General features: G+C 73.1%; 24 protein-coding genes. 12 read left to right on the top strand and 12 right to left on the bottom strand.

The window, feature by feature from the left end:
- Positions 1-108: 108 nt before the first annotated feature.
- Together ACQUQ1_RS15265 and ACQUQ1_RS15260 are read right to left on the bottom strand one after the other, a co-directional pair.
- Positions 109-948 carry a 4-phosphopantoate--beta-alanine ligase gene (locus ACQUQ1_RS15265; protein ID WP_435065172.1) on the bottom strand — a complete coding sequence of 280 codons (840 nt, stop codon included), beginning with the start codon at positions 946-948 and terminating at the stop codon, positions 109-111.
- A gap of 49 nt (positions 949-997) precedes the next feature.
- A complete protein-coding gene (locus ACQUQ1_RS15260; protein WP_435065171.1) occupies positions 998-1885 on the bottom strand; it encodes a pantoate kinase in 888 nt (295 codons plus the stop codon).
- A gap of 132 nt (positions 1886-2017) precedes the next feature.
- Between ACQUQ1_RS15260 and ACQUQ1_RS15255 the strand changes: the two genes are divergently transcribed.
- From ACQUQ1_RS15255 to ACQUQ1_RS15245, 3 genes are all read left to right on the top strand, one after another.
- On the top strand, positions 2018-2590 hold the full coding sequence (locus ACQUQ1_RS15255; protein WP_435065170.1) for a cupin domain-containing protein: 573 nt from the start codon (positions 2018-2020) through the stop codon (positions 2588-2590).
- Positions 2591-2685: 95 nt separating this feature from the next.
- Entirely contained in the window at positions 2686-2988 is a 303-nt protein-coding gene (locus ACQUQ1_RS15250; RefSeq protein ID WP_435065169.1) for a UPF0175 family protein, read from the top strand.
- On the top strand, positions 2985-3524 hold the full coding sequence (locus tag ACQUQ1_RS15245; protein WP_435065168.1) for a hypothetical protein: 540 nt from the start codon (positions 2985-2987) through the stop codon (positions 3522-3524). The genes ACQUQ1_RS15250 and ACQUQ1_RS15245 overlap by 4 nt, the downstream gene beginning before the upstream one ends.
- A gap of 59 nt (positions 3525-3583) precedes the next feature.
- Here the strand turns inward: ACQUQ1_RS15245 and ACQUQ1_RS15240 are convergent, their stop codons facing one another.
- Positions 3584-3925 carry a TfoX/Sxy family protein gene (locus ACQUQ1_RS15240; protein ID WP_435065167.1) on the bottom strand — a complete coding sequence of 114 codons (342 nt, stop codon included), beginning with the start codon at positions 3923-3925 and terminating at the stop codon, positions 3584-3586.
- Positions 3926-4076: 151 nt separating this feature from the next.
- A complete protein-coding gene (aspS, locus tag ACQUQ1_RS15235) occupies positions 4077-5381 on the bottom strand; it encodes an aspartate--tRNA(Asn) ligase (RefSeq protein ID WP_435065166.1) in 1305 nt (434 codons plus the stop codon).
- 163 nt (positions 5382-5544) lie between these two features.
- Here aspS and ACQUQ1_RS15230 point away from each other — a divergent pair, with 163 nt between their 5' ends.
- Positions 5545-6780 (top strand): ATP-binding protein, encoded by a 1236-nt coding sequence (locus tag ACQUQ1_RS15230; protein ID WP_435065165.1) that lies wholly within the window; start codon positions 5545-5547, stop codon positions 6778-6780.
- A gap of 127 nt (positions 6781-6907) precedes the next feature.
- On the opposite strand, the gene ACQUQ1_RS15225 is transcribed toward ACQUQ1_RS15230, so the two are convergent.
- Positions 6908-7630, bottom strand: coding sequence for a phosphoglycerol geranylgeranyltransferase (locus ACQUQ1_RS15225; protein WP_435065164.1), 723 nt, complete (start codon positions 7628-7630; stop codon positions 6908-6910).
- Positions 7631-7832: 202 nt separating this feature from the next.
- Here ACQUQ1_RS15225 and ACQUQ1_RS15220 point away from each other — a divergent pair, with 202 nt between their 5' ends.
- Together ACQUQ1_RS15220 and ACQUQ1_RS15215 are read left to right on the top strand one after the other, a co-directional pair.
- On the top strand, positions 7833-8153 hold the full coding sequence (locus ACQUQ1_RS15220; RefSeq protein WP_435065163.1) for a transcriptional regulator: 321 nt from the start codon (positions 7833-7835) through the stop codon (positions 8151-8153).
- Entirely contained in the window at positions 8154-8471 is a 318-nt protein-coding gene (locus ACQUQ1_RS15215; protein WP_435065162.1) for a DUF7718 family protein, read from the top strand. It begins immediately after the preceding gene.
- An 84-nt stretch (positions 8472-8555) separates the two neighbouring features.
- On the opposite strand, the gene ACQUQ1_RS15210 is transcribed toward ACQUQ1_RS15215, so the two are convergent.
- The 4 genes from ACQUQ1_RS15210 to ACQUQ1_RS15195 all read right to left on the bottom strand — a co-directional run bounded on the left by ACQUQ1_RS15210 (position 8556) and on the right by ACQUQ1_RS15195 (position 14098).
- Positions 8556-9350, bottom strand: coding sequence for a hypothetical protein (locus ACQUQ1_RS15210; protein ID WP_435065161.1), 795 nt, complete (start codon positions 9348-9350; stop codon positions 8556-8558).
- Positions 9351-9452: 102 nt separating this feature from the next.
- A complete protein-coding gene (locus ACQUQ1_RS15205) occupies positions 9453-9632 on the bottom strand; it encodes a hypothetical protein (RefSeq protein WP_435065160.1) in 180 nt (59 codons plus the stop codon).
- 226 nt (positions 9633-9858) lie between these two features.
- On the bottom strand, positions 9859-12435 hold the full coding sequence (locus ACQUQ1_RS15200; protein WP_435065159.1) for a DNA topoisomerase I: 2577 nt from the start codon (positions 12433-12435) through the stop codon (positions 9859-9861).
- Positions 12436-12538: 103 nt separating this feature from the next.
- Positions 12539-14098, bottom strand: a complete 1560-nt coding sequence (locus ACQUQ1_RS15195; RefSeq protein WP_435065158.1) for a serine hydrolase — start codon at positions 14096-14098, stop codon at positions 12539-12541.
- A gap of 155 nt (positions 14099-14253) precedes the next feature.
- Between ACQUQ1_RS15195 and ACQUQ1_RS15190 the strand changes: the two genes are divergently transcribed.
- Together ACQUQ1_RS15190 and ACQUQ1_RS15185 are read left to right on the top strand one after the other, a co-directional pair.
- Complete coding sequence (locus ACQUQ1_RS15190; protein WP_435065157.1) at positions 14254-14997, top strand: creatininase family protein; 744 nt, start codon at positions 14254-14256, stop codon at positions 14995-14997.
- A gap of 83 nt (positions 14998-15080) precedes the next feature.
- Positions 15081-15839 carry a class I SAM-dependent methyltransferase gene (locus tag ACQUQ1_RS15185; protein WP_435065156.1) on the top strand — a complete coding sequence of 253 codons (759 nt, stop codon included), beginning with the start codon at positions 15081-15083 and terminating at the stop codon, positions 15837-15839.
- A 16-nt stretch (positions 15840-15855) separates the two neighbouring features.
- On the opposite strand, the gene ACQUQ1_RS15180 is transcribed toward ACQUQ1_RS15185, so the two are convergent.
- Positions 15856-17724 (bottom strand): S9 family peptidase, encoded by a 1869-nt coding sequence (locus ACQUQ1_RS15180; RefSeq protein WP_435065155.1) that lies wholly within the window; start codon positions 17722-17724, stop codon positions 15856-15858.
- Positions 17725-17822: 98 nt separating this feature from the next.
- Positions 17823-19298 carry a M20/M25/M40 family metallo-hydrolase gene (locus ACQUQ1_RS15175; protein ID WP_435065154.1) on the bottom strand — a complete coding sequence of 492 codons (1476 nt, stop codon included), beginning with the start codon at positions 19296-19298 and terminating at the stop codon, positions 17823-17825.
- Positions 19299-19426: 128 nt separating this feature from the next.
- Between ACQUQ1_RS15175 and ACQUQ1_RS15170 the strand changes: the two genes are divergently transcribed.
- From ACQUQ1_RS15170 to ACQUQ1_RS15155, 4 genes are all read left to right on the top strand, one after another.
- On the top strand, positions 19427-20470 hold the full coding sequence (locus ACQUQ1_RS15170; RefSeq protein ID WP_435065153.1) for a metal ABC transporter substrate-binding protein: 1044 nt from the start codon (positions 19427-19429) through the stop codon (positions 20468-20470).
- Complete coding sequence (locus ACQUQ1_RS15165) at positions 20467-21210, top strand: metal ABC transporter ATP-binding protein (RefSeq protein ID WP_435065152.1); 744 nt, start codon at positions 20467-20469, stop codon at positions 21208-21210. Before ACQUQ1_RS15170 ends, ACQUQ1_RS15165 begins: the two co-directional genes overlap by 4 nt.
- The gene (locus ACQUQ1_RS15160; RefSeq protein WP_435065151.1) at positions 21207-22250 is read left to right on the top strand and encodes a metal ABC transporter permease; all 1044 of its coding nucleotides are present in this window, start codon (positions 21207-21209) and stop codon (positions 22248-22250) included. Before ACQUQ1_RS15165 ends, ACQUQ1_RS15160 begins: the two co-directional genes overlap by 4 nt.
- Positions 22251-22378: 128 nt before the next feature.
- Complete coding sequence (locus ACQUQ1_RS15155; RefSeq protein ID WP_435065150.1) at positions 22379-23902, top strand: MATE family efflux transporter; 1524 nt, start codon at positions 22379-22381, stop codon at positions 23900-23902.
- 8 nt (positions 23903-23910) lie between these two features.
- Here ACQUQ1_RS15155 and ACQUQ1_RS15150 read toward each other — a convergent pair whose 3' ends face one another.
- Positions 23911-24507 (bottom strand): HVO_2922 family protein, encoded by a 597-nt coding sequence (locus tag ACQUQ1_RS15150; protein WP_435065149.1) that lies wholly within the window; start codon positions 24505-24507, stop codon positions 23911-23913.
- Between the last annotated feature and the right edge of the window lie 10 nt (positions 24508-24517).

The raw sequence follows: 24517 nt of genomic DNA, 5'->3' as shown, positions 1-24517 counted from the left end.
GCCATGTTCACGGCCGGGAGCCGACTCCGAACCGGTCCTGCTCGTTCCCGCGGCCGGCACGGTCGACTGCGGACGGCCGCCGGTCGGAGCGCGCCGGGGGCTCCGGGGTCAGTCGAGGTCGCCCTCGCGGATCGCGCGCTCGGCGTCCGCCAGGGCGGCCTCGGCGTCGAACCCCTCGACGACCTCCCGCAGTTCCTCGTCGCCTGCGTCGGCCAGCTCCTCCGCGTGACGGGTGACGTTGGGGACGGCGCGGATGATGTTGTCCACGACGGGGACGGCGGCGACCTGCGCCGACCGGCTCATCGGGTTGAGGTCGATCACGATCTCCGTCTTGCCCATCGCGCCCAGCGCCTCCGCGCGGTCGCCGTCCTCCAGCGGGACGACCACCACGTCAGCGTCGCCGATGCCGTCGGCGTCCACCTTCGCGCGCTCGTGGCTCAGGCCGGGGATGCGGCCGTCGGCCGTCAGCCCCTTCACCTCGCTCGCGCCGTGCTCGCGGAGGTGCTCGGCGATCGCCTCCATCCGTTCCTCGGTGCGGTTGAACAGGTTCACCTCGATGTCCGCGCCCGTCGCCGCAGCGAGGTCGACGATCTCGCCGGGGACGAGCGCCGCGACGTTGCCGTTCACCGAGAGGACGGCGTGGTCGGCGAGCAGGAGGTGTGCGGCGGCGGCGCGGGCGGCCGCGTCCGCCGAGGGGATCGTCTCCTCGCCCAGCAGGTAGTCGAACGCCTCGCCGCGACCCTCGGCGATGAGCCCCTGTTTCGAGGTGATCCCGAGGTCGACGCCGCGCTCGATGCGGTGGCGGGTGAGCAGCGACTGGTACCGCGGGTGGTCCTCGGGGATCTCCGACTCGTGCTCGGGGTCGGCGGGGACCTCGGGGTCGCCGGCGCGCTCGTCGGTCGGGTGCGTCCCGGCGTCGGCGTCGACGCCGTCGTCGTCGTCGGTCATACCTCCGACTCGTCGTCGGGGGAGGAAAAACGCGTGTACTCGACGCGGGCTACTCCCCCGGGTGCAGCGTCGCCCCCGTCGGGTGGACCGGACACGCCTCGGCGTCGTACCCGGCGTCCGAGAGGCCGGTGCCGAGCGCGTACACCGTCCGCCCGAGCATCGCCATCGACGCGAGGCCGCCCTCCGCCTCGACGGCCTCGACCGCCTCGGCGACCTCGGGGACGAGCAGGCCCGCCTCCCCCGCGAACTCTCGGCCCGCCGCGAACAGCTCCGTCGCGGTCGGCCGCCGCATCAGCCGCGTCAGCGCCGCCTCGCCGGCCTCCCGGACCGGGTCGAGGGCGCCGTCGAGCACGCGCTCGGTCGAGAGCTCGCCGAAGGAGACGTACTCGACGCGCGGCCGGGCGGGAACGCCGTCCAGCCGGCCGTACCCGGGAGCGCCGGGCTCCAGCCGGACGGGGAGGCCGCCGCGGAACTGCCCGACCACGTCGCCGAGGCCGGTGCCCGCGGCCGCCTCCGCGGCGTGGGCGACGCGCACGAGGTCGTTCTCCGACCGCTCCAGGTCGAAGACGGCGTTCGCCGCCAGCGCGGTCGCGAGCGCGGCCGCGCCGCTCACCCCGAAGCCGGCGCCGACGGGGACGGCGCTTTCCACCTCCACCTCGGCGACGACGTTCAGGTCCGCGAGCACGCGGCTCACCGGCTCCATCTCGGCGGGCACGCCGTCGAGTTCGAGGGCCGCGGGGTCGGCGGCGTCCGGGGCGTGGGAGTCCGCGTCGTCCCCGGCCGCGGGCGTCGCGTCCGTCGCGCGGACGGTCACCTCGACGCCGTCCGAGAGCGCCAGCCCCGCCCCGCGCGACCCGGCCCGGACGGGGTCGTCGTCGGGGTACGGCGCGAAGAAGGCGGTGACGTGCCCCGGCGCGAACGCGGTCGCCTCGTCCATACCCGCGCAACCGGCGGGGCGCGAGTATGGGTTTCGGTTCCGGCCGACCGGCGGGGCCGCGGTCGTGCGTGTTCGCCGCCCCCGGCGGCCGGGACCCGCGGACTTTTGCCCGTCGGTGCGACCCGTCCACGCATGGACCACGTCGTCGTCGACGACCTCGACAACTCGCTGCAGCCGGCGGCGGTGATGCGCCACCTCACCGACCCGCTCGGCTGCGAGGACATGGCGATCAACTACTACGAACTCGCACCGGGTGACTCGTTCGCGTTCGCGTACCACAACCACGAGGTGCAAGAGGAGGTGTTCGTCGTGCTCTCGGGGACGGCGACGTGGGTCGTCGGGCCCGAACCGGAGGACCCGGACGACCCCGTCGGCTCGGCCGACCCCGGCGACCCCGACGCCCCCGACGCCCGGCGGGAGGTCGAGGTCGGGCCGATGGAGGCGATCCGGGTCCCGCCCGGGCAGTTCCAGCGCGGGTGGAATCGCGGCGAGGAACGCGTGACGGCGCTCGCGCTCGGCGCGCCGCTGGCGTACGGGGAGCAACTGAAGCGCGACGAGTGTCCCGCCTGCGACCGGGAGCGACCGGTGAGCATCGAACGCGCCCACGACGACGACGCCGCGCTCGTCACCGTCTGCGGCGACTGCGGCGCCGAGGTCGCCCGCTGGGAGCGGGGCGAGGACGGCGAGAACGTCCGCGTCCGGTAGGACCGGCGACGGGGCGGTCGACACGTCCTTCCCGAGTGACCACGTGGGAGGCGACCGAAGAGTCATATATGTATACATCGTACTAGATCGTATACATGGGGTCGATCAGCGCGCGTGTGCCGGACGACGAGCGGGACGAGTTGGAGGAGGTCGCCGAACTGCTCTCGCTGGACCGGAGCACGACCATCCGAAAGGCGCTCCGGGAGGGGCTCCGCGAGCTCCGGATCGAGACCGCCGTCGAGCGGTACCAGTCCGGCGAGGCGTCGGTCAACGAGGCTGCCCGGATCGCCGGGGTCAGCCTCGGTGAGTGGCTGGAGATCGCCCACGAGCGGAACCTCACGACGCAGTTGACGCCCGAGGAGATCGAGCGGGACGCCGAGACCGCGCTCGACCTGTGACGGCGATCCTCGTCGACGCGACGACGCTCATCGCCCTCGGGAACGCCGGCGCGCTCTCGCTGCTGTCGACGTTCGACCGACAGATCGTGGTCCCTCGACCGGTCGCCGCCGAGGTGACGACCGACCCGGCGAGCACGGCGCTCGAACGCGCCGTCGACTCGGGGGCCGTCGAGGTCCCGACGGACCGACCGGAGGACGGGCCGGACCCGATGCTCGACGACGCGAGAGAGCTCCTCGGCGACGACGAGGTGAACGGCGACGTCGCGCTGGTCGCGGGGGTCCTCCGGCGGGGGTCCGACTCCGACGTCGCGGTCGTCTCGGACGACCGGCGGGTCCGGCGCGTCGCGGAGGGTCTGGGCGCCGCCGTCACCGGAACGATCGGCGTCGTCGTCCGGGGGGTCGCGGACGGCCGCCTCGACGAGGAGGAGGCGTTGTCGCTGCTCGACAGGCTGGAGGAACGAGGACTGCACACGACCGCGAGCCTCCGTACGCGGGCGGAACGGCTGGTCCGCGACGCCGCACGCGACCGGGAATGACGCCGCGGATCGGCGGGAACGTCCGCGTCAGGTGAGCGTGTGGCGGAGGTGTCGTCCGCTCAGCCGCCGCGGGCCGTCTCGTAGCTCGCGCGGACGTACCGACCGAGGTCGCAGTCCGTCGCCGCCGCGGGCGGAAGGACGACCCAGCCGTCGACCGTGCGCGGGCCGGCCTCGAACGGCTCGACCGGGTGATCGGCCGCGAGTCGCTCGCGCTCGTCGTCGGGGAGCCGCGTGAGCGCGACCCCCTGGCTCGACACTACGGCGAACAGCGTCCCGTCGGCGGTGTAGGAGGGACACCCGAACATCGTCGTGCGGGCGACGCCCGGCCAGTGCTCCGTCGTCCGGTCGAGGAGCGCGCGCAGGTCGCCCGCGCGGTCCTCGTCGTAGTACCCGCTCGCCATGCCCGCGCTACGGGCGTGCGGAATCTATGTGTGTCGGTACCACGTCCGGGACGGGCGCGATCGGCGCCGTCCGTCGGCGTGACCCGACCCCGGTGCGTGACCGCGACGGGGACGGCGAACGTCGGACCGAGACGACTCCGGCGGCGACCGATCAGGGCGAGAGGCGCTGGCGGTCGCGCGGGAACAGCACGGCCTCGCGGATGTTGTCGAGGTCGAGCATCGTCATGAGGAGGCGCTCACAGCCCATCCCCCAGCCGGCGTGGGGCGGCATACCGTACCGGAACATCTTCGTGTAGTACTCGAACTCCTCGGGGTCGAGCCCCTGCTGGCGGAACCCCTCGATGAGGTGCTCGTGGCGGTGCTCGCGCTGGCCGCCCGACACCAGTTCCATGCGCGGGTGCATCATGTCGAAGCCGGTGGACGTCTCGGGGTCGTCGTCGTGGTCCTTGATGTAGAACGGCTTCACCTCCGAGGGCCAGTCGGTGACGAAGTAGTGCTCGCCGACCTCCTCACCCAGGACGTGCTCGGCCTCCGTCGAGAGGTCGTCGCCCCACGTCAGGTGCTCGTCGAGCTCGCCGGTCGCGTTGACGCGGTCGAGCGCGTCCCGGTAGCTCAGGCGCGGGAAGTCGCCGGAGGGAACCGCGAAGTCGTCGGCGATGCCGAGCACCTCGAGCTCGTCGGCGCAGTTCTCGGCGACGGCCTCGTAGGCGGCCGTCGTGACCGCCTCGGCGACGTCCATCGCCTCGGTGTGGTCACAGAAGGCGCCCTCGAAGTCGATGGAGGTGGCCTCGTTGAGGTGGCGGGGGGTGTTGTGCTCCTCGGCGCGGAAGATCGGGCCGATCTCGAAGACGCGTTCGAGGTTGGAGCCGGCCATGAGCTGCTTGAACAGCTGCGGGCTCTGGTTCATGAACGCCTCCTCGCCGAAGTAGGAGATGGGGAACAGCTCGGTGCCGCCCTCGGTGCCCGTGGCGACGATCTTCGGGGTGTTGATCTCGGTGGCGTCGTGCTCGCGGAACGCCTCCCGGACCGCCCGGAGCACCTCCGCGCGGATCTCGAAGACCGCCTGGACCGCGTCCTTGCGGAGGTCGAGGGTGCGGTTGTCCAGCCGGGTGGGGAGCTCCGCGTCGACCTTCCCCGAGGGGTCGAGCGGGAGTTCCGGGTCGGCGGGGGCGACGACCTCGATGTCGGTCGGGACGACCTCGACGCCGGTGGGCGCGCGGGGTTCCTCCTTCACGTCGCCCTCGACCTTCAGGACGGACTCGCGGTGGGCGTCGAGCCCCGTCTCGACCATCCCCTCGTCCATCTCGTCCTTCTCCAGCTTCACCTGTATCTTCCCGCTCTTGTCGCGGAGGATCAGGAAGGCGATACCGCCGAGGTCGCGGGTCTCGTGGACCCAGCCGGCGACGGTGACCGCCTCGCCGGGGGTCGCGTCCGCCGTGTAGGTTCGGCCGTGCATACCTCCCGGTTCCGGCGCGAGGCTTTAAACTCGGTCGATCCCCGCTGTCACACCTCGGGAAGGCATAACACGGAGGATCGGGCCGCGGCGCGGACCGGGAGGAGTTCCACGCGGTGATACTCGGGAAGGTACGCTTATTCCGCAGGACTCGAATCGACGTGCAGTGACGGATGTGGACCGAACCGGGGGGGAGCGCGGTCGCAGCGACGGCGCCGACGGCGCGGTCGACACCGGCGGGCCGGGGTGGTTCTCCGGAGCCCTGGCCGCGAGCGGGGCGTTCACCGGCGCGCTCGTCGTCGGCACGGCCGCGCTGGCGTTCACCTCGGCCGGTCGGAGCCCGGGGTCGATCGTGTTGGGGCTCGTGGGACCGCTGTGTGCCGTGGCGGCCTACGGCGTCGTGCTCGCGTGGGTCGCCCGGGTCCGGCCGCCCCGGCGCCACCACACGCGCCTCGCCGGCTGGCTGGTCGTCGGCGTGATCCCGCTGGTCGTGGGCGCGGTGGTGATGCAGGCGTACAGCGCCGCGGTCGGCGCGCTGTCGTCGTTCTCGCCGGCGGCCGCCGGCGGGTGGGCCTGTGGCGGCGTCGTCTTCGGCGCCGCCGTCGGCATCGGCGACGTGCGCGTCCGCATGCGCACCGCCGAGGCCGAGGAGGCCAACGCCCGCTACGAGCGCCTCGTGGAGGTGCTCACGGTGCTCAACCGGGTACTGCGCCACGACGTGCGCAACGACCTCACCGTCATCGCCGGCTACCTCGACCACGCGAGACGCGAGGGCGACCCGGCGATCCACGAGTACCTCGACGGCATCGAGGCCCGGGCCGAGCGGATCGAGCGTCTGACCGACCACGCCCGCCTCGCCGAGGACGCCGTCCTCGACGACGACGGCGTCGAGGGGACGACCGACCTCGCGGACGTGGCCCGCCGCGTCGTCTCGACGGTGGACCGCGACTACCCCGACGCGGCGGTGTCGGTCCGCGTCGACGCCGACGAGCGGGACGCGCTCGTCCCCGGCCACGACCTGCTGGAGTCGGCGCTCCACAACGTCGTCGAGAACGCCGTCGAGCACGCCGGCCGCGACGACCCGACCGTCGACGTGGTCGTGCGGGTGCGCCCGGCCGGCGCGGCCGGGGACGGGTCGACGCCCCCGTCCGTCGCCGACGGCGGCAGGGTCGTCGAGGTGGAGGTTCGGGACGACGGGCCGGGGTTCCCCGACCGCGAGCGGACCGTCCTGGAGGAGGGCGGCGAGGACGCCCTCGAATCCAGTTCCGGCATGGGGCTGTGGGTGGTCCACTGGATCGTCGACGCCGTCGGCGGCGTCGCCGTCGTCGACGACCGGGAAGGGGGCGGCAGCGTCGTCACGCTCCGGTTCCCGCGGGTCGAGCGCGACGGCGACGGGGAGTGAAGGAGTCGAGCGGAGCGGAGCGGAGCGGGGGAGGGAAACGGGAGCGCGGACGAACGGGGGAGGCGCCGGTCGGCCGAGGTCGGCGGTGCGGGACGGGGAGCGGCAGGTCGGCCGGGGGTCGGTCGGCTCAGGCGTCGGCGACCTCGGCGTGGGCGTCCTTGACGCCCTCGACGGTCTCGCGGACGGCGTCGGCGCCCTCGTCGTGGAGGAGGTCGCCGACGACGACGGTGTCGGCCACCCGCCCCATCCCGTAGGCGTCGTCGTAGTCGTGGATCCCGCCGCCGTAGAAGAGCGTGGAGTCGTCGAGCGCGTCGTGGGCGGCCTTCACCGTCTCGCGGTCGCCGAGGGTGCCCGAGTACTCCACGTAGACGATGTCCTGGCCGAACATCTTCTCGGCGACGCGGGCGTACGCGCCCACCTCGTCGGGCGAGAGGTCGCAGTCGGCGCCGGTGAGCTGTGCGGCCGAGGCCTCCGGGTTGAGCACGATGTACGCCTCGGTGTGGGTGCGGTCCCAGTCGAGGTGGTCTGCGATGCGCACCCACTCCTTGTGGGCGCCGGTGATCCAGAACGGCTCGCCTGCGTTGAACACCGTCGGGATGAGGTAGCCGTCGAGCGCGTCGTCCTCGACGACGACGCCCGGGTTCGACGGCTCCTGGTACAGCGGCACGTCGTGTTCCTTGCACGCCTCGATGACGCGGGTCGCCTTCTCGGAGGTCACGTCGAGCGTGCCGCCGATCTCGATGGCGTCCGTGCCGGTGCGGCAGGCGTCCGCGAACGTCTCGTCGCCGTACAGTTCCTTGTCGGGGTCGATCTTCAGGACGTGATCCCACTCGGCCCACGGCGCGGTCATGTTGGTGTGGGTGGTGTGAGGAGGGGTAAAAAGGGCGCGGATGCGGGGAGTCGAGCGCCGGCGGCGCGGAGGGCCACCTCACGCGGCGAGTTCCCGGTAGAACGCCACCGAGAGCACGCCGAAGGCGCCGCCGAACTGCGCCCGACCCGCGATGGCGACACGGCGGAGAAACAGTTTTGACATTCCACATCAAAGTACGTCTATGGCCGTCGACACCCGCGAGAGCAAGGCCGAGTTCGCCCGACGGCTCGCGAGCGCGGGCTACGACGACTTCCTGATCCTCGACCGCGAGGCCGCGACGAGGGTCCTCACCGAGCGACGGGAGGAACTGATCGACGCGATCCGCGCCGAGTCGCCCGCGTCGATCACCGCGCTCGCGAACGCCGTCGACCGCGACGTGGCCGCGGTCCACCGAGACCTGGACGTGCTGTTCGAGTACAGCATCGTCGAGTACGAGGAGTCCGACGGCCGGAAAGCCCCCCGGCTGAAACACGACCGCGTGTTCGTCGAACCCGTCGCGTAGATGGGCGGATCGACGTTCGAGTACCGACTCGGACGGTACGCCGACCGGGAGTACTTCCTCAGCGCCCGTGCACGACCGGGGTTCGAGGATCCCGAGGAGTTCGCGGTTGTCGTCCACTACAACGACCCGACGACCGACGAGTCGGTACAGGTCGCGCGGGTCGATACCGCCCACGGACACGTGCATATCGACCGACTGTACCGCCGTGGACGACCGAAGGACGAACTCGACCTGAACTTCTGGGACGCCGTCGAGTTCGTCGAGGAGCGGTGGCGGACGTTCGCGGAGGGACACGAACGGACCCGTCGAGACGAATGACCCGCACTCGGCCGGTGCCGGCGGCGGGTACGCCGGGCGGCTCCCGACGCGACCGGCACCGCCTGTCACATCGCTACGCTTCGCTCACGCGTCGAGTTCCCGGTAGAACGCCACCGAGAGCACGCCGAAGGCGCCGCCGAACAGCGTGCTCCCCGCGAGCACGAGCGCCGCGACCGCGGCGTCGGCGGGCGAGGGGAGGCCGACGGCGAACGGGTCGGCGGCCGGCGGCGTCGCCCCCGCGGCGGAGGCGAGCGCGACCGCGATCCCGAACGCGGCGCTGAGGGCGCCCACGACCAGCGTGTACCCGAGGACGCTCGCGAGGTTCCGGCGGACGAGCCCCGCGCTGTGTCGCAGCGAGTCGACCGCGCCGAGGCCGTCGAGGACGACCGCCTGCCCGTAGAACTGGATCAGGAAGACCACGAGCAGGTACGCGAGCAGGACGCCCCCGCCGACCAGCGCGGCGACCGCGAGGAGGACGGCGCCCGGCCCGCCGCCGTCGCCGGCCGCGACCCCGAAGACGCCGACGACGGCGCCGATGAAGACCAGCACGCCCAGCGCGAGGTTGAGACCGATCAGCAGGAGGTACACCACGAACAGCGTCACGTAGTTGTCCCGCCCCTCGCGGAGGAACGTCGACAGCGACGTGCGCCCGTCGAGCGCCTCGTCGGCCATGCCGAACAGGCCGCCCTGGACGAACGGGGCGAGGACGACCGACAGCAGCGACCCGAGTATCGAGACCCCGGCGGCGACCAGCGGGGCGCTCGACTGGAGGAGCAACTGCGGCACCTGCAGCGCCGACAGCGCGAACGCGGGGACGAACACGACGGGGTTGCGGGCGAGCGCCGACGGCGTCCGCCGGAGGGCCGTCTGGAGGGCCACGGCTGAACATTCGTTCAGCCACTCATAAAAGTACTGACTGTTCGGCGGCGGGAGGGGACGTGCGTCCTCCCGCCGGCGTTCGGGACGGAGCGCCTCGGGCGTTCACTCCCCGTCCGCGGTCGAAACGACCGGCCCGCCCCCGCACTCCGGGCACTCCTCGTGGTCGGTTCGGAACCGTTCCTCGCAGGTGCGACACCGGTAGTCCGCGCTCCGCTCGGCCTCCGCCTTCGCGGTCCGCTTGAACTGTTCGACCTGCCGTCCCACCCGTTCGAAGAAGCCCATCGGTCCGTTAGACCGAGTGTGACCGAGGGGATAAGCGTTGGCCGGATCGTCGCTTCATCCGTTCGAGAGGCGGAACGCGCGCGAGAGAACGCTTCCGCGAGTGGGCGAGGCGAACGAGCGGGCCGAGACCGAGCGGCGCCGAAGCCGCCGAAGCGAGGGAGGAGTGGCTTCGATCCACGTTTCGCCGAGGGCCGTCGAAGCCGACCCACAGCGTGACAGGTGGGTTCTAGTCCGCCTTCGCCTGCCAGTCGCGGACCGTGTCCGGGCCGACGCCGTCGACCTTCTCGGCGAGCGCGTCCGGCTCCATCTCCTTGAGCGAGGGCACGTCCTCGACGCCGGCGTCCTTCAGCTTCTCGGCGGTCTTCTCGCCGATCCCGTCGATCGTCTCCAGCTCCGAGCCCGCCTGGCGCGACTGGTACTCGCGGTAGTTGCAGATCGGACAGCCCAGTTCCCACGGTTCGTCGCCCGAGTGGACGACCAGGTGCGGGAGGTCGTGTTCCTCGCAGGTCTCGTCGGTCACCTCGATCTCCCCCCGCCGCGGGAGCGGCAGCGAGTAGTCGCAGTCCGGGTAGCGGGTACAGCCGACGAGGCGCGAGCCCGAGCGGAGGCGCTTGATCGCGAGTTCGCCCCCGTGCTCCTCCCCACACTCGGGACACGCGCCGATCACCTCGTCGTCCTCCTCGTCGGCCTCGTCGGCCTGACACTGCGGGCAGCCGTGGACGAACGTCTTGCGCCCGGCGAGCATCTTCACGTGGTTGAGCCCGTGGTCCTCGCACGTCTCATCGAGGATGAGTGGCTTGCCCGTCGACGGCAGCGGCAGCGTGTACTCGCAGTCGGGGTAGCCGTCGCAGCCGACGAAGTACGACCCCGCCCGCGACTTCCGCACGAGGAGGGTGTCGCCGCACTCGGGACACGGCCCGAGCTGTTTGTCCGCCTTCAGCGACGTCTGGAGGTGGTCGCCGACCTCCTCGCGCGAGTCGGTCAGCTCCTCGAACACCCGCTCCAGCATCTCGCGGGACTCGTCGGCCACCTCGTCGAGGTCCTTCTCCCCGGCGGCGATGGCCTGCATGTCCGCCTCCAGCTGGGCGGTCATCTCGTCGCTCACGATCCGGTCGGCGAACTCCTCGGCGGCCTCGACGACCGCCTTCGCCAGCCCGGTCGGCCGCGGCGGGTCGCTCTCGATGTAGCCGCGGTCGTACAGCTTCTGGATGGTGTTGTGGCGCGTGCTTTTCGTTCCGATCCCGAGATCCTCCATCGTCTCGATGAGCCGCGACTGGCCGTACCGCCGCGGGGGCTGGGTCTGCTTGGCCTCCGAGCGCGTCTCCACGACCGAGAGCCGCTCCCCCTCTGTCACGTCGGGGACGTAGCTCTCGTTGGTCGAGAGGTACGGGTACACCGCGTGGTACCCCTCCTCGACGAGCCGCTTGCCGTTGGACTTCAGCCGCAGCGGGCCGTCGTCGGCGCCGACGGCGGCGTCGCCCGCGGAGATCTCCGAGACGACGCGCAGGTGCTCCCACTCGGCGTCGGGCGCGCACGTGGCGAGGAACCGCCGCACCACCAGCTCGTACACCTCCCACTCGTCCTCGGAGAGGTCGGAGGGCGCCGGAAGCTCGCCGGTCGGGTGGATCGGCGGGTGGTCGGTCGTCTCCTCGTCGCCCTCGGTCGGCTCGATGTCGTCCAGCTCCAGCAGCGACTCCGCGTCGTCGCCGAACTCGCGGCCCGACGAGAGCTCCTCCAGCAGCTCGCGCTCGTCGAGGTCGTCGGGGTACACCGTGTTGTCCGTCCGCGGGTAGGTGATGAACCCCGCCGTGTAGAGGTCCTCGGCGATGCTCATCGCCCGCTGGGCCGAGTACCCCTGCGAGGAGGCCGCGCGGATGAACTGCGTCGTGTTGAACGGCGCGGGCGGCTCGTCGGTCCGCCGGCGGCGACGCACCGACGACACCTCCGCCGCCTCGGCGCCCGCGAGGCGTTCGTACACCGCCTCCGCGGTCGCCTCGTCCCAGACGCGCTCGGCCTCGGTGCCGTCGTCGTCCTCGTAGAAGTACTGCGCCTCGAAGGCCGCGGATTCCGACGGCGCGTCGCGGCCGTCGGAGGCGTCCGCCTCCGGGTCGGTCTCGGAGCCCTCGCGCTTCAGCAGGTCGGCGAACAGCTCCCAGTAGTCCTCGGGGTCGAACGCCTCGATCTCGCGCTCGCGGTCGACGATCAGCTTCAGGGTCGGCCCCTGCACCCGGCCGACGGAGATGAAGTCGTCGCCCAGTTGCCGGGCCGACAGCGAGAGGAACCGCGTCAGCGACGCCCCCCAGATCAGGTCGATGATCTGGCGGGCCTCCCCCGCGGCCGCGAGGTCGAAGTCGATCTCGTCGCGGTCGTCGAACGCCTGGCGCACCTCGTTCTCGGTGATCGACGAGAAGCGCACGCGGTCGACGGGGACGTCCTCGTTCACCTCGCGGATCAGCTCGTAGGCCTCCTTGCCGATGAGCTCCCCCTCGCGGTCGTAGTCGGTGGCGATGACGACCCGGTCGGCCTCCCGCGACAGCAGGCGGAGCGCCCGGACGATCCCCTCCTGCGTGGGTCGTTTCCGGACGGGGGCGTCGACCAGCTCCGCGGGCTCGACGTCGCGCCAGTCGTCGTACTCCGGCGGGAAGTCCACCGCGACGACGTGGCCCGACAGCCCGATGCAGCGGGTGCCGCCCCAGCGGTAGACGTTGACGCCGGCGCGCCGCTCGGTGTCGAAGTCCCCGTTCGAGAGGATCTCCGAGAGGCGCCGCGCGGCGTTGTCCTTCTCGGTGACGATCAGTTCCATCAGTTGCCGGAGAGTATGCCGAAACTCCGGGTAAACCTTTCGCGGCACGGCGTGACGCGGGGAACCGGCCGACGGCGCCGGGTCGCGACCACTCCCGACCCCGCTACTCCCGCCCGACGACCTCGTCGGCGACCTTGTGCAGGTGCCAGCGGTCGTACAGCAGGTCCACGTCCGCCGCGCCGCCTCCGCCCGCGGTCGCCGGGGCGCCCGCGTCGCCGACGCGGAACTCGACCGGGACGGCCTCGCCCGCCGCGTTCGTCGTCCGGAACGCGTAGGGGTCGTCGTCGGCCGTCTCGACCAGCGGGAGCGACTCCCCGCCGAGCGGGCCCGCGAGGTCGAGCCGGAGGCTCCCGCTCCCCCCGGCGCGGGCGACGTACGCCCGCTTCACGCCACGGTAGGAGGCGTACTCGCCGGCGAGCCGGTCGAAGCGGCGGCGGCGCTCGAAGAACGGCGCCGCCTCGTACGGGTCCCGCCCGAGCGCGCACGCGAACACGCCCTCGCCGAGCCTGACGAGCGGGTAGTCGGGGGACGCGTTCGCGGCGACGGCGACGCCGAGCCCGGCCTCCCGCGAGAAGCCGACGTACGCCGAGGAGACGGCGATCGACCCGGAGTGCCCCACGAGGTCGTGTCCGCACGACTCGCGGGTCCGCCAACCGAAGCCGTACGGGCCCGAGGGCGTGTCGACGCGGCCCTCGGTCAGCGCCGCGACCGACTCCGGGGAGACGACCTCGTCGCCGTCGACCGCGCCGTCGCCGAGGAACAGCCGGACGTAGGTCGCCAGCTCCGAGACGGGCGCGAGCAGGCCGCCGGCCGGCCGCGACAGCTCCCGCGTCGGCACCGACGACGCCACGAGGTCCTCCCGGCTCCCGCCCGCGCCGGTCGCCGACCCCGACGCGGTCCCGTTCTCGCGCGGCTCCCGGAGGTACATCGTCGCGTGGTCGTCGTCCATCGCGTAGGCGGCGTCCTCGAAGGTGGCCCGATCCATCCCGAGCGGGTCGAGCACGTGCTCCTCGACGTAGCGACCGTACGGCCGGCCGGTGTTCTCCTCGATCACCTCGCCGAGGAGGACGTACTCCTCGTTGCTGTAGGCGAACCGCTCGCCGGGGGCGGCGATCCGCTCGTCGCGGTCCGGGGCGCGCGGACCGCCCCTCGGCCCCGACCCCGTCGCGTCCGCGCCGGGCCCGCCCGCCCCGGGCCCGGCCGACCCGACCGCGCCCTCCACGTGCGCCCGGAAGTCGTCGGCGTCCGCGAGCGGGACCGTGTCGGTGTCGCGCCGCAGGCGGCGGCCGATGAGCGCCTCGCTCGTCCCGAGCGACGGGAGGCCCGAGGAGTGCGACAGCAGGTGGTGCAGCCGGACCGGCTCGCCGTCCGCGCCGCCCAGGTCCACGTCGAGGTGGGCGGCGACGGGGTCGTCGAACTCGAGCATCCCCGCCTCCCGCAGTTGCGCGAGCGCGAGCGCCGTCACCGACTTCGTCACCGAGCCGACGCCGTACAGCGTCCCCGGCGTCGCGGGGCGGTTGCCCGCCAGGTCGCGCGAGCCGAAGCCGTCCGCGTACAGGGTGCCGTCCCGGTCGACGACGGCGACGCTGACGGCGGGGAGGCGGTCGCGTCGCATCGTTCGCCGGAGCAGGTCGGCCGTCGCGGCGCGGGCGTGCTCGTCCATGCCCGGTGCTCGGCCCGGCGCGACTTCAAGCCGCGTCCTCCGACGCGGAGGAGGCGGCCGCGACGGGAGGCGCACGCGGCGTCGGCGCGGGCCGCATCCCCGTCCCGCGTGCCGCTTCCCGAAGGGGTATCCCCCCGGCCGCCGCGCGGGGCGGTATGCCCGAGACCGACCACGACCTCGCGCGCATGACGTGGGAGGACGCCGGCGACGCCCTGCTGGGCGCCGACGCCGTCGTCGTTCCCACCGGCAGCACCGAACAGCACTCGGTCCACCTCCCGCTGTCGACGGACACCCTCCGGGCCGACCACCTCTCGGCCGAGCTGGTCGAGACGGCGCCCGACCACGACCTCGACTTGCTGCGAGCGCCGACCCTCCCGTACGGGTACTCCGAGCACCACATGCCGTTCCCGGGGACCGTCACCCTCTCGCAGGACACGTACAAGTCCGCGCTGGTCGACGTCGGCGCCTCCCTCGCGGAGCACGGCGCCGAGCGCGTGCTCTTCCTCAACTGCCACGGCGGCAACAGGGAGGCGCTCTCGCTGGCGACCGACCGGATCAACCGGGACCACGACACCGGCGCCCACTTCGTCCACTGGACGGACTTCGGCCGCGACGAGTTGGAGGATCACTTCGGCGAGGGGTGGGGCCACGCCGGCGACCACGAGACGAGTTTCGTCGAACTGGTCCGCGAGGACCTCGTGAAGGCCGACCGGAAGGAGCCCCAGGAGACAACGGACATGCCCGAGACGCGCTCGTACACGTACTTCTCGGACGTGACCGAGCAGGGCGGCCTGGGCGATCCGACGAACTCGGACCCGGAGTTCATGGCGGAGGTCGTGGAGAACACGACCGACCGGATCCTGGAGGCGCTGGCGGGCGACATCGGGAACGGCTGGTGAGGCGGCGGCCGTGCGCCGCGTCGCCACGTCGGTCGGTCACACGCCCACCGAGGCGTTAATCCGACAGCCCCGGACCGACCGGTATGCCCGACGACCCCGCGATCACCGAGGCGGAGCTGTACGACCTCCGCCACCGGGACGCCGAGCGCGAGGACGTCGAGTTCTACGTCGACCGGGCGCGCGAGGCGGACGGCCCGGTGCTGGAACTCGCCTGCGGCACCGGCCGGGTCCACCTCCCGCTCCTCCGGGCCGGCGTCGACGCCGACGGCGTCGACCTGAGCGCCGAGCGGCTCGACCGGCTGCGGGGGAAGGCCCGCGCCGAGGACCTCGACCCCGCGGTACGCGAGGCCGACATGACCGCCCTCGAGGCCGACCGCGCCTACGACCTCGCGATCTGCCCGTACAACTCGCTCCAGTTCGCGCGGACGCTGCCGGACCTGCGGGCGACGCTCTCGAACGTCCACGACGCGCTCGGTCCCGGCGGCCGGTTCGTGTTCGACGTGTTCGTCCCCGACTTCGACGTGATCTGTGAGACGTACGGCGAGTGGGAGGAGACGACCGTCGAGCGGGCAGGGGAGACGTACACCGTCCGGTCGCGGACGACCGTGACCGACCCCGTCGAACAGCTGTTCCGCGTCGAGCGGGAGCTGCTGACGCCGGAGGGGGACGTCGTCCTCGCCGACGCCTCCGAGCTCGCGATGCTCCCGAAGCGCCTCGTCGAGGCGGTGGTCGACGCCTCGCCGTTCGCCGCGGGGTCGGTCGCCGGCGGCTTCGACGGCGACGCCATCGCGGAGGACGCCGCGACGCAGGTGTGGACGCTGGAGCGGGCGGGCGACGGGTGACCCGCCGGCCCGCGGCTCACACGTGTTCGTCGAGGAAGTCGGAGATGGCCTCGAACTCCGTGATCAGGTTCTCGCGGCTCGTCGTGTGGTGGCCCTCGTCCTCGAAGATCAGTGACTCCACGGGCACGCCCCGCTCGCGGACCGCCTCGACCACCTGCTCGGCCTCGCCGACGGGCACTCGGGGGTCGTTCGCGCCGTGCTGGACGAACAGCGGACACCTGACCGCCTCGATGCTGGAGAGGGGCGAGATCTCTTTCAGGAACTCGTAGTCGTCCTCCAGACTGCCGTACTCGGCCTCGCGGTGGCTCCGGCGCCACTCGCCGGTGTTCTCCAGGAAGGTCGTGAAGTCGGCGATGCCGACGAAGTCGACGGCCGCGGCCCACAGGTCGGGGTACTCCGTGATCGCAGCGAGCACCATGAACCCGCCGTAGGAGCGGCCGTACGCGACGATCCGGTCGTCGTCGACGGCGGGCTGATCGTGGAGCCACTCGACGCCGGCGGCGACGTCCGCCACCGAGTCCATGCGCTTCTCCACGTCGTCGAGGTGGGCGTACGCCTTCCCGTACCCCGAGGAACCGCGGACGTTCGGCTCCAGCACCGCGTACCCCCGGTTCAGGAAGAACTGCTTCGTCGGGTAGAACCACGGCCGGCGCTGGTGCTCGGGGCCGCCGTGGACGTCGACGATGGCCGGCACCGACGCGTCGGGGTCGTCGCCGTCGACGCCCGGCGGGAGCGTCCAGTACGCGGGGATCTCCCGCCCGTCGAACGTCCCGTAGCGGACCGTCTCGGGCGCGTGAAACGCCGCCTCCGGGAGGCCGTTGCGGCCGACCGGCGTCCAGTTCACCTCGTCGCGGTCGCCGAACTCGCAGGCGCGGACGCCGTAGGGCTCCGTCGGCGACGTGTGCGTGTACGCGAGCCGCTCCGCGTCGGGGCCGAACGTGAGCTCCCGGACGACGCCGTCCACGGCGGGCGTCTCGACCGACCGGACCGCCGGGTCGGCCGGCTCGCCCGCGAGCGTCCCGGCGTGCAGGCGGGAGTAGCCCCCCTCGTTGACCGTGTAGGCGATCCGTCGCGTCTCCCGGTCGAACGCGAGCGCGTCGACGTCCCACGCGTCCGTCCCGGGCTCGCCGGCCGCCTCGTCGTGCCCGGCGACGGGCGTCACCGCTCCCGAGTCGAGCGATATCCGGCCGACGTAGGCCGTGTCGCTGTCGCGGTTCGTGACGCACAGCAGGCCGCCCTCGCCGTCGAAGTGCACGTGCGAGTAGGTCGCCTCCGAGCCGTCCGAGAGCGTCCGGGTCTCCCCGGAGTCGAGGTCGAGGACGAGCAGGTCCTCGTCGTAGCTGGAGCGGGCCTTCGAGAGCGCCAGGCGGTCGCCGTCGGGGCCGAACGCGGCGACGTCGAGCCAGCCGCCCGGGCCCTCGTACACGCGCTCGGGGTCGCCCGCCGGCGCGTCCGGGGTCCCGACCGCCTGCAGGTACACGTCGAAGCGGCCGTCCTCCTCGCGGTTGGCCGCGTACGCGACCCGGTCGCCGTCGGGGCCCCACGCGCCCCACGCGTGCTTCGACTCCGGGTCGTCCGTGAGGGGACGCTCGACGCCCGTAGCGAGGTCGTAGTGCAGGAGTTGATCGCGCTCGTCGCTCCCGCGGTCCATCGCGTACACGAACGACTCGTCGGCGGGCGAGGCCGCGAGCCCGGAGACGCGCTCCTCGTGCGGGGTGAGCCGCGTCGGCCACCCGGCGGGCTCGTCTGCGGTCCACACCTGCGGCGTGCCGGAGGTGTCCGCGAGGAACAGGAGGCGTCCTCCGGGCGTGAACGACGGGGAGTCGACGTGCTCGACGGCGAGGAAGCGGGCGACGGCGTAGCCGTCGTCGGCTGGGCCGGTCATGTGCCCACCGCGGGCGGGCCGGGGCTAAAGGGTTCGGCAGGCGGCGAGGCGGGAAGCGGAGTCGGCGACGCGGCGCGGCTCGGCCGACCCGGGCCGGGTCACAGTTCGGCGTCGGCCACCCGCTCCAGGAACGCCGCGGTCGTCCGGATCCCGTTCTCGAAGCAGTCCAGGTCGAGGTGCTCGTTCGGCGAGTGGTTCCCCTGGTCGGGGTTCGCGTACGGCACCACGAGCACCGGCACGTCCGCCAGCGCGTCGACGCGGCGGAAGAACGCCGCCGGGAGCGACCCGCCCAGCACCGGGAGCTCCACGGGATCCGCGCCCCACACCGCCGACAGCGCCTCCAGGACCGGGGGCGCGGCCGGCGTGTCCACTGGGGTCTTCATCGGCGGGAAGCCGGTGCCCTTGCGGACCTCCACGTCCGGGTGGACGCCGGCGACGTGCTCGCGGATCCGCTCGAAGACCGTGTCGGGATCCTGCCCCGGGACGAGCCGGGAGTCGAGCTTCGCGGTCGCCTCGCGTGGGACGACGGTCTTGCTCCCCTCGCCCTGGTATCCCGCGTCGAGGCCGTTCACGGTTACCGTCGGCTCCAGCAGCAGGCGCTCGTAGTAGTCGCGGTCGGTCGCGAAGTGTGTGAGTCCCAGTTCCTCGCGCACCTCGTCGGCGTCGTCCGGGAGCCGATCGACCAGCTCGCGGTCCGCCTCCGTCACCGCGACGCCCTCGTGGAAGCCGTCGACGGCGACGCGGTCGCCGCCGCTGGGGTAGCCGCGGTCGGGGTCGGTGCCGTCCCCGTACTCGGTCAGCGACGCGACCACCTCGGCGAGTTCGGTGGCGGCGTTCGGCACGGGGCCGCCGAAGTTGCCCGAGTGGAGGTCCGCGTTCGCCGTCGTGAGGTCCAACTGGAACGTCAGGATCCCCCTGTTCCCGTAGATGAGCGTCGGGCGGCCCGAGCGGTGTTGCGGGCCGTCGGCGACGTAGACCAGGTCCGCGTCACGGATCGCGGCGGCGGGGGCGGCGGAGTCGACGCCGGGGTCCTCGATCCCGGCCTCTCCATCCAGATACGTCTTCAGCCCGAGGCTCCCGCTCTCCTCGCCGCCCTCGACGAGGAGCTTGACAGTTACTTCGGGCACCGCGTCGGCCCGCGCGAGCGCGTCGAGCGCGAACGCGTGGGCGAGGAACTGCCCCTTGTTGTCGCCGGCGCCGCGGCAGTAGATGCTCCCGTCGCGCACCGTCGGCTCGAACGGCGGCGAGTCCCACTGCTCGGGGTGCTCGGCCGGTTGGACGTCGTAATGTCCGTAGAAGAGGACGGTCGACGCGTCGGGGTCGGCGGCGACGCGTTCGCCGTACACCAGCGGGTAGCGGTCCGTCTCGATGCGCCGGGCGTCGAGGCCGTGGTCGGCCAGCAGGTCGCGGACGGCGTCGGCGCCGGCGTCCATCCCCTCGCCCGTGGCGCTCACCGTCGGCAGGCGCAGGAGGTCGAACAGCGACTCCCGGTACCCGTCGAGGCTCCCGTCGATCACGGCGTCGGCCGCGCTCGCGGGCGGTGCCTCCGCGTCGCCGTCGGCAGGATCGCTCATACCACGACGACCCCCGCCGGCGGCTTCGCTCTTGGGCCGCCGGCGCGACGTGCCGGCACTCGTTATTATCCGAAACGCACTCCGAACGCCAAAGTTATTATACTGAACCGCTAAATTGTTAATCAGAGATGGAGGTCACCAGACGGCGGTTCGTCGCCGCCGCGGCCGGAGGCGCGGGTATCGGGACGCTCGCGGGCTGTACGGGGTCCGCCTCGGATCCGTCGGGGACGGAAGCGGCCGGGGGATCCGAGGGGGGAGCGACCGCGCAGTCCTCGTTCTTCGTGTTCGGGGACGTGACCGCGCGGGTCGCCGGCGACGCGACGGCGACGGGCCTGCTCGTGCCGGTCGGCCAGCACGGCCACGGCTGGGAGCCGGGGCCGCGCGTCCGCGAGGACATCCGGAACGCGGACCTGCTCGTCCACGGGATGCCCGGGTTCCAGCCGTGGGTCGACGACGTCCTGACCGACCTCGACGCCGACGGCGAGGGCGTCGCCACGGTCGATATCAGCGTCGACGTGGACCTGCTGGCGCCCGGTGAGGGTGACGGACACGATCACGGCGGCGAGGAGGAGCATCACGAGGACGACCACCACGAGGAGAACGGGACGCACGCCGACGAGGACGACGAGCACGGCGGCGGCGCGGACCCGCACTTCTGGATGGACCCGCTGCGCGTCCGAACCGCGGCGGGGACCGTCCGGGAGGCGCTCTCGTCGGTCGACCCCGGGGCCGCGGACGCCCACGAGGCGAACGCCGCGGCGTTCCGGGCGGACCTGGAGGCCCTCCACGGGGACATCGAGGCGACGGTCGCCGAGGCCGACCGCGACGTGCTCCTCGTCGCGGGGCACAACTCCTTCCGCTACCTGGGCGAGCGGTACGGCCTGCACGTGGAGGCGCTGACCGGGGTGGCGCCGGACGACCGCCCGACGACCCGCGACATCGAGCGGGCACGGGAAGTCATCGCCGAGCACGACCTCCGGTACGTCTGTGCGGACCCGATCGAGTCCGGGCGGGCGGCCGACCAGCTCGTCGCCGAGACGGACGCCGAGGCGGTGCTGCCGCTGACGGCGATGCCCGGGCTGACCGACGAGTGGGCCGAGGACGACTGGGGCTACCTCGACGTGATGCGCGAGGTGAACCTCCCGACGCTGGAGCGGGCGCTGGCGCGATGACCGCCGCCGTCGACCTCCGTGACGTGACGTTCGCCTACGGCGACCGGCCGGTCGTCGAGGACGTCTCGCTGTCGGTCGAGTCGGGGGAGTTCCTCGGCCTCGTCGGCCCGAACGGCTCCGGCAAGACGACCCTCCTCGAACTGATGATCGGCCTCCGCCGCCCCGACAGCGGCTCTGTCTCGCTGTTCGGCGCGCCGCCGCACGAGTTCGCCGAGGCCGACCGCGTCGGCTACGTCCCGCAGGACGTGGGCGACGCCGCCGGCGGGATGCCCGTCACCGTCCGGGAGGTCGTCCGGATGAGCCGGTACCACGGGAACCTTTTCGGCCGCTTCGGCGACGGCGACCGCCGGGCGGTCGTGGCCGCGCTGGAGCGCGTCGGCATCGCCGACCTCGCGGACCGGCGGGTCGGCCGCCTCTCGGGCGGGCAGCGCCAGCGGGCGTTCATTGCGCGGGCGCTCGCCGCCGAGGCGGACCTGCTCGCGCTGGACGAGCCGACCGTCGGCGTCGACGCCGAGTCCCGGGAGGCGTTCTACGACCTCCTGCACGAACTGAACGGCGAGGGGATGACCGTGGTCCTCATCGAGCACGACATCGGCGTCGTCACCGCTCACGCGACCGAGATCGCGTGTCTGAACCGTGAGCTGTTCTTCCACGGCGACCCCGAGGCGTTCGTCGAGACGGACGCGCTCGCGGCGGCGTACGGGAACGCACAGCACGTCGTGGCCCACGACCACCGATGAGGGGGACGACACCGCTCACGGCGGCCGACGGGGACGCCGTCGACCGGGTGCTGGAGGCGCTCCTGCGCGACCTCTGGGGCGGCCTGCTCGACGCGCTCGCGGGGGCGACCGGCGTCGAGATGCTCGCGTACCCGTTCATGCAGCGGGCGTACCTCGCGGCCGTGTGCGTCGCGCTCGTCGGGCCGCTGGTCGGGAGCTTCCTGGTCCACCGCGAGATGGCGATGATCGGCGACACGCTGGCGCACGCCGCCTTCGCCGGCGTCGCCGCCGGGCTGTTCGTCAACGCGACGTTCGCGGTCGCGATGCCGCCGCTCGCGACGGCTCTGGTCGTCGCCGCCCTCGCCGCGCTGGTCGTCCAGGCGCTCGTCGACCGCGCGGGCGCCTACCGCGACACCTCCCTCGCCATCGTCCTCACCGGGTCGTTCGCCGTCGGGAGCGTCCTCGTGACGGCGACCGACGGGGGGATCGCCGTCGGCATCGACGCCTACCTGTTCGGGTCGCTGGCGACCGTCTCGCGGGCGAGCGCGGGGACCCTGCTGCTCATGACGGTCGTCGTCGGCCTCGCGGTCGGGGCCGCCTACCGCCCGCTGGTGTACGTCACCTTCGACGAGGTGGGCGCCCGCGCGGCCGGCGTCGACGTGACCCGGTACAACCGCCTGCTCGCGGTGCTCACCGCGGTGGTCGTCGTGGGCGCGATGCAGATCATGGGCGTCATCCTCGTCGCCGCGATGCTGGTGATCCCCGTCGCCGCGGCCGCGCCCGTCTCCGGGTTCAAACGGTCGATCGTCGCCGCCGTCGCCGCCGGGCAGGTCGCCACGCTCGCCGGCGTCACGCTGTCGTACCTGTACGACGTGGCCGCCGGCGGGACGGTCGTGCTCGCCGCGATCGGCGTGTACGCCGCCGTCCCCCTCGGGTCGCGCGTCCGGGGCGACCTCGCGGCGCGTCGGCGCCCCGCCGCCGCGGGTGCGGGGGCGGCCGGTGACGCGGGGGCGGACGAGGGTGCGGTCGCCGACGGGGGCGACGACGGCGGGGCCGAGTAGCCCGGCGCGGTGCGGGCGCGGAAGCGCGGGACGGGGAACCGCCGGGAGCCACAGCCGAAGCCGGCCGCCCCGACCGCCTCCGCAACTGTTAGGCGCCGGACACACCGATACCCGTAGAGGCTCCCCCCATGGCGAACACCGACGCGCGCGTGGACATGACCGAGGGCGCGGTGACGCCCCGGCTGTTCGCGCTGGCGTGGCCGCTCGTCCTCGGCAACCTCCTCCAGACCCTCTACAACCTCGCGGACGTGTTCTGGGTCGGCCGCGTGAGCCCCGAGGCCGTCGCCGCGGTGTCGCTCATGTTCCCGCTCTCGTGGATGTTCGTCTCGACGGCGATGGGGCTCACGGCCGCGACCATCGCGCTCGTCTCCCAGCACGTCGGCGCCGGCGCGGACCGGAAGGCCGACGAGGTGGTCGCCCAGACGACCCTCCTCGCGGTCGCGGTGTCGGTCGCGCTGGCGACCGCCGGCTTCCTCGCGCGCCGACCGCTCCTGCGGGCGATCGGCGCCGAGGGCGTCGTGTTCGCCGAGGCGCTCGCCTACATCGAGGTCATCTTCCTCACCCTGCCGCTCACGTTCCTGTTCTTCGCGTTCCGCGCCTCCCTGCAGGGCGCCGGCGACACCAAGACCGCGATGTGGCTCGTCGCCGCCTCCGCCGGCGTCAACATCGTCATCGACCCGGTGTTCATCCTCGGGTGGGGACCGGTCCCCGCAATGGGGACGCGCGGGGCAGCCTGGGCGACGTTCCTCTCGCGCGGACTGGCGGCCGCCGCCGGCGTGTACGTCCTCGTGCGGGGCGACTGGGGCATCCAGCTGCACCTCGCGGACCTCCGCCCGAACCCCGCGGTGCTCCGGAAGCTGGTGGACGTCGGCTACCCCGGGACGCTCGACGGCTGGGCGCGCTCGTTCGCCGCGGTGGCGATGGCGGCGCTGGTCGCGCGGTTCGGCCCCGCCGCGACCGCCGCCTACGGCGTCGGCGTCCGGCTGATGTCCGTCTCCTGGACCGTCGCCGGCGCGGTCGGGCAGGCGACGGCGACGGGCGTCGGCCAGAACCTCGGCGCCGACACGCCCGACCGGGCGGGCCGGGTCGCCTGGACCGGCACCGGGGGGACGATGGCCGTCCTCGCGCTCGCGGGCGCCGTCGTCTGGGTGTTCCCGGCGCTGGCGATCCGGGTGTTCGTGAACGACGCCGCCGTCGTCGAGGAGGGGGTCTCCTTCCTGCGGATCACCGCCCCCGCGTGGGCCGCCTTCGGCGGGCTGATGGTGCTGCAGGGCGCGTTCCGCGGCGCCGGCGACACCCGCACCGCGATGGGGCTGTCGCTGCTGTCGCGGTGGGCGTTCCGCATCCCGGCGGCGGTCGTCCTCGCGTACTCGTTCACCGTCGTCGTGCCCGTCGTCGGCCCGGTGTCCGGCCTCGGACTCGGCCCCGACGGGCTGTGGTGGGCGTGGACGTTCGGCGCCGTCGGCTCGCTCGTCGTCGGCGCGCTGTGGTTCCTCCGGGGGACCTGGACGGAGGGCGTGATCGAGGACGAGCGCGGGGCCGACGCCGGAAGCGCCGCCGGATCAGTCGACGGCGGGCCAGGATCGGTCGACGGCGGGCCGGGATCGGTCGACGGCGACGGGAGCGCCCCGACGCCCGACGACGACGACTGAGCGGGCGACTACTCCTCGCGGAGGACCGCCGCGTCGGGCGCGTTCCGCATCACGCTCCGCATTCCCCGTCTGGCGGCGCGGTCGGAGCTGTACCCCTCGCCGCTGGTGGCGACGATGTTGCCGTTGCGGTGGACGAGCCGCCAGCGCCACTCGTCGGCCCGGTCGCGGTACAGCTCGAACCGGGCGAGCGACGTCGGCGGGGCGGCGCCCGGCGCCGGGACCGCCTTCGCCGGGAGGTCCTCCGGGTCCGTCGCGGCGATCCCGAGCGCCTCCCCGTCGTCGGTCGACTCCGGGGCGTCCGTGGGTTCGGCGTCGCCTCCGCCCGCCTCGTCACCCTCGTCCGTACCGGCCCGCTCCGCGGCCGTCACGTCGCGTTCCTCCCACTCGAGTTCGACCTCCAGTTCGGTCCCGTCGTCCTCCCCGTCGACCTCCAGGTCGACCTCGACGTCCATCGAGTCGGGGAGCGGGACGCTCGCGGCGTCGTCGCCCTCGCCGAGCCGGAGGTCGTCGCCGGCGGCGAGGTCGGCGGCGATCCCCCGCAGGAGCGCCGCGGCGGTCGCCCGCTCCATCCGCTCGTCCATCGAGAACACCGTGTGTTCGGACACGGACGGACCG

The organism is Halobaculum sp. EA56 (genome assembly GCF_051195075.1).
Taxonomy (GTDB): Archaea; Halobacteriota; Halobacteria; order Halobacteriales; family Haloferacaceae; genus Halobaculum.
This window is presented reverse-complemented; position numbering and strand designations above follow the sequence as displayed.